We start from the raw sequence: 4,971 nt of genomic DNA on the forward strand, positions 1-4,971 counted from the left end.
AGGCTGGTTTTTTTCCCTTGACTTTTTTCTCGTTGTTTGCGATATTGAGTATCAGCGATGCTTTTACTCTCAATCTTAATTTTTTGACGAGGTTAATAGTGCTTTAAGCTTTCAAACTATTCTTTTTTCTAGGTTCAGTTTTGTACCTTTAGTTCGCGGTTGTTTGAACCGCTTCTCTTCTGGCGCTTTATTAATGTATCAACTCTCCCCAGGGTTGTCAAGCGTTTTGCGAAAATATTTTTGAGTTTTTTTTGAACCTATACACACCAAGGGTTTTGGCTCTTAAACCGCGCTCCGACATCCGCTGGCTCACTCCTCTTTCCGGGAAGGGGTCTTTTTTTTGGGCAAGATGGGACTTTTGGGCGGAGTATCTACCGCGCATGGGTAGAATATCTCTACGTGTAGATGTTCTATATATAGATGTTCGATCGCCCGCTCATGAAAAAACCTGCCTCTGGCCCTAGTGCCTTGTTCGTTACCTGCGCTTCACTGCTGATCGCTTGCAGCCAGACAAACACTCCCCAGACATCGACTACAGTATCTCCAGGTACTTCGCCATCTCCGACAACTTCGCCACAGGGTTCGGCTGCGGGGAACTCTACCGCTATTCCCGTTGGGGTTGGGGTGGCGCAAACTAGCAATGTGGCTTTGCTCGGTCAGGAACAGGTGGCTGGGGCGAAAATTGCTGAGAAGTATTTCAACGATAAAGGCGGTGTGGATGGGACGCCTATTAAACTGGTGTTCCAAGATACTGGTGGAGATGAACAAGGGACTATTAATGCTTTTAATACTCTGATCAATCAGGATAAGGTCGTGGGTATTGTGGGGCCAACCCTGTCACAACAAGCTTTTAGTGCCGATCCCATCGCCGATCGAGCAAAAGTTCCCGTACTCGGACCCTCCAACACCGCTAAAGGCATTCCCCAGATTGGCGATTATGTGGCCAGAGTCTCCGCGCCTGTGGCAGTGGTAGCACCTAATGCAGTTAAAGCTGCACTGAAGCAAAATCCCAATATTAAGAAAGTAGCCGTGTTTTTTGCTCAGAATGATGCTTTTAGCAAATCTGAGACTGAAACTTTTCAGACAACGGTTAAAGATATGGGACTGGAATTGGCAACAGTCCAAAAATTCTTGACTACTGATACAGATTTCCAATCTCAAGCTACTAACGCGATCAATGTCAACCCCGATTTGATAATTATTTCCGGGTTGGCCGCCGATGGAGGCAATTTAATTAAGCAATTGCGGGAGTTGGGTTACAAAGGCGCGATCATTGGGGGCAACGGTCTGAATACTTCTAATGTATTTCCTGTTTGTAAAGCACTCTGTGATGGAGTTTTGATTGCCCAAGCCTACAGCCCGGAATATGAAAATGAAGTTAACAAGGCTTTTCGCGATGCTTATCGCGCTCAATTCAAGAAGGAACCGCCTCAATTTAGCGCTCAAGCTTTTACGGGCGTCCAAGTTTTTGTTGAGTCATTAAAGGCAATTAATGCTAAATCTAAGGTTAGCGAAAAGCCGTTGGCAGAATTGCGTACAAATTTGAATCAGCAGTTGTTGGATGGTAAGTACGATACGCCTTTGGGCGAAATTTCTTTTACGCCTGAAGGGGAGATAAATCAGAAAGAGTTTTATGTGGCACGAATTAAGATGGAGGCGGATGGCAATAATGGTAAATTTGAGTTTTTGAAATGATTGGAGAGGAAAGTTAGGCAACGGATTCCTTCGACGAATTTAACTGATGTCGGAAAGAGCGAAGATGTAAGAGGGAACAGGGAAAATCTGTGACGTATTTGCAGTTGAATGATTTTGGTGTGATGCTCAATTTTTAACGGGTGATGGACTTAACTCTGTTTTTGCAACAATTTTTGAATGGTTTGTCGATCGGCAGCGTGTATGCTATTTTTGCTTTGGGCTATACGCTGGTGTTTTCGATTTTGGGAATTATTAACTTTGCTCACGGTGCAGTATTTACCTTGGGTGCTTATTTCACCTATGCGCTGATGGGAGGGACTTTCGGTTTTAATGGGTTGTGGGCTAATGCTAGAATTCCCGTGGAATTGCCTTTTGCTGTGGCGTTAATTTTGGGCAGTGTCATGGCTGGTGTAGTGGGAGTAATTGTGGAACGAGTTGCTTTTTTGCCTTTGCGTCGCCGACACTCAGATTCTCTGCTGACAGTGGTTTCTAGTTTGGGTGTAGCAGTGGCGATCGCCAATATTATCCAATATCTAGTCGGTGCGGAAATTTACACTTTTCCCGCTAACACTTACGGCTATTTGCCCGCTGCCATTAACTTTGGGACTGGGGATAAACCTATTCCGATTCGTACTGTTCAAATAGTAATTTTTGCGGTATCTGTAGCGATTGTAGCTGTCTTAACTTACTTAATAAATTTTACTAAATTTGGCAAAGCAATGCAGGCTGTGGCTGAAGATGCCACTACTTCTAGTCTGTTGGGGATTGATACTGATAGATACATTGTTTTGACGTTTTTTGTGAGCAGTTTTCTGGCTGGTTTGGCGGGGAGTTTGGTGGGTTCGAGTGTGAGTATTGCGGGACCGTATTTTGGTATTGCTTTTGGTTTGAAGGGTTTGGCGGTGATTGTGCTGGGTGGGTTGGGGAGTATTCCTGGGGCTGTTTTGGGTGGGTTTATCATTGGTTTGGTGGAGGCTTTTGTGCCGGGAGATTTTTCGGCTTATAAGGATGCTGTTGCTTTTGCCATATTGTTTATTATGCTATTGGTTAGACCGCAGGGTTTGTTTGGACGGCGTTTGATTCAAAAGGTGTAAAATAGATAATTAGGTGATTAAAATTGGGGCGATGGTTCGACTCTTCGCACGCACCAACGGCAACGGGGGATTGCCCCCTAAAGAAACTAATTATATCGGAATGATTTAACCGCAGAGGACGCAGAGAACGCAGAGAAAGAGAAGAGAGAAATGAATGATTATGATGGGACTGGATTTGAGATGAAGTTGGTATTTAAGTATGTTTATTATTTAAAATAAAATCATGGCTACATTTTTTACTACTTATGGCTTTCTGATTGTCTCGATGTTGCTGGGTGCAATGTTGGGAATGTCGCTGTATTTGCCTCTAATGACTGGTCAGTTGTCTCTCGCTAGCCCTGGTTTTTATGCGTTGGGTGGGTATATTGCGGCGATTTTGTCTACGACGGTGTTTAAGACGACAGGGGGTTTGTTTCCTCTACCATTGCTGTTGGTGGAGATGATAATTGCAGGGGTTGTTTCGGGGTTGCTGGGGATTTTGGTGGGAATTCCGGCGCTGCGGTTGAGTGGGATTTATTTGGCGATCGCAACTATTGCTTTTGTGGAAATTTTGCGCGTTTTATCGCTGAATCTAGATATCACTGGCGGGGCTGTGGGCATTTTTGGGATTCCGCAACCGTTTGGGACGCCGATCGAGTATTTGTGGATTGTACTACCTTTACTGTTGGTAAGTATGGGGATTGTCTATCGGCTGGAACGGATTCGGGTGGGGCGGGCTTTTGCGGCGATTCGGGCTGATGAGTTGGCGGCTGATGCGATCGGCATTAACCCAACTTTTTATAAGGTTTTGGCTTTCACGTTAGGTGCTGTTTTAGCTGGGGTTTTGGGTGCAGTTAGTGCCCATTTTCTGAATACTTGGAACGCCCGTCAAGGGACTTTTGATGCTAGTATTATTTACTTGACTTCTGTGTTGATTGGTGGTAGCAGAACGTTTCTGGGAGCAGTTTTGGGTGGGATGGTGTTTACTGCTTTACCGGAGGTTTTGAGGGGGATGGCGACTATTCAGGGATTGCCGGTTTGGTTGGCACAATTTCTGCGGGATGGGCGGTTAATTATTTTTGGGTTGCTGATTGTTTTGGGGACGATATTTTTTCCGCAAGGTTTGGTTACGCCGGAGTTGTTGAAGAAATTTAAAAAAGGCGATCGTACTTCTGTTTAAAATTAGATTTTTGGTAAAGAAAGGTGCGATCGCATCCCCACTCCTTATCGATCGCCTATCCATAAAAAAAGTAAGGTGCGATCGCATCCACACTTTTGATCGATCGCCTATCTATAAAACCGTGTCTCACAGATCGCTTATGATAAATGTATCCTCGTATGTTTGGGAGTTTAAACTATGTCTCTCGCTGAGTTAATTCCTTTGGTGAACAGTCTGAGCCAGTCAGACAAATTATCACTCTTCAAACTCCTAGCCGCACAAATCCCAGACGCTGAACTACAAGTCATCTTTTCTGCATCAGAGTATCCGGTTTGGTCGCCCTACGACGCAACAGAAGCTGCAAACATTATGATGCAGATGATTCGGGATGACCGAGAGGCATCTACTCATGCCTAGTACGATCGAGTTTCCCTTTTCTGACGATGAAGCATTACCCACGATTCCCATCACTCGCTCGTCATGCAGGCTTTTCTGTCTCCGCGAATGCACTGCTAGATACTGGATCTGCGGTCAACCTATTACCTTATGACATAGGGCTGCAATTGGGTGCAATTTGGGAGGAACAAACTATCCGTTTGCCATTGACTGGAAATCTTGCAATGGTTGAGGCGCGGGGTGTATTTGTGCACGTTCAAATTGGGAATCTGGAACCAGTTCGTCTAGCATTTGCCTGGGCACAATCCTCTCAGGTGCCATTAATTCTTGGGCAAACGAACTTTTTTCGAGAATTTGATGTTTGTTTTCAGAGATCGCGATGCACGATCGAGATTATCCGCTTCTAATCAGCGTCGATGTCGATCGGTAAAAAAGAGAGGGGCGATCGCCGATCGATAAAAAAGTAAGGAGCGATCGCATCCGCACAAAGAGTACGATCGCCGATCGATAAAAAAAGTAAGGGGTGATCGTATCTACCCCCTCATCTCCTGTGGTCTGGTAAGGAGATAAATAGGGCTTGCTGAAAAAGTAAGAAAACAGGATTTAGAAAGATGAATGAACTCGCGAGTCCCTTGATACTATAAGCTT

General features: G+C 44.9%; 4 protein-coding genes. All 4 read left to right on the top strand.

Translation table 11 applies throughout. The features are described 5' to 3' along the window. Positions 1–438 precede the first annotated feature (438 nt). Positions 439–1,695 carry an ABC transporter substrate-binding protein gene (locus QUB06_RS34055; RefSeq protein ID WP_333439199.1) on the top strand — a complete coding sequence of 419 codons (1,257 nt, stop codon included), beginning with the start codon at positions 439–441 and terminating at the stop codon, positions 1,693–1,695. Positions 1,696–1,838: 143 nt separating this feature from the next. Further along, positions 1,839–2,789: a branched-chain amino acid ABC transporter permease gene (locus QUB06_RS34060; RefSeq protein WP_333439203.1), complete on the top strand. Its 951-nt coding sequence runs from the start codon at positions 1,839–1,841 to the stop codon at positions 2,787–2,789. A 223-nt stretch (positions 2,790–3,012) separates the two neighbouring features. After that, positions 3,013–3,948, top strand: coding sequence for a branched-chain amino acid ABC transporter permease (locus QUB06_RS34065; protein WP_333439201.1), 936 nt, complete (start codon positions 3,013–3,015; stop codon positions 3,946–3,948). A 177-nt stretch (positions 3,949–4,125) separates the two neighbouring features. Further along, complete coding sequence (locus tag QUB06_RS34070; protein WP_332954424.1) at positions 4,126–4,344, top strand: hypothetical protein; 219 nt, start codon at positions 4,126–4,128, stop codon at positions 4,342–4,344. Positions 4,345–4,971 lie beyond the last annotated feature (627 nt).

It is taken from the genome of Microcoleus sp. D2_18a_D3 (assembly GCF_036702455.1).
Lineage (GTDB): Bacteria > Cyanobacteriota > Cyanobacteriia > Cyanobacteriales > Microcoleaceae > Microcoleus.

Coding starts and splice junctions, on each gene's coding strand:
- QUB06_RS34070 (WP_332954424.1), top strand. CDS start 4,126: ATGTCTCTCGCTGAGTTAATTCCTTTGGTGAACAGTCTGAGCCAGTCA.
- QUB06_RS34065 (WP_333439201.1), top strand. CDS start 3,013: ATGGCTACATTTTTTACTACTTATGGCTTTCTGATTGTCTCGATGTTG.
- QUB06_RS34055 (WP_333439199.1), top strand. CDS start 439: ATGAAAAAACCTGCCTCTGGCCCTAGTGCCTTGTTCGTTACCTGCGCT.
- QUB06_RS34060 (WP_333439203.1), top strand. CDS start 1,839: ATGGACTTAACTCTGTTTTTGCAACAATTTTTGAATGGTTTGTCGATC.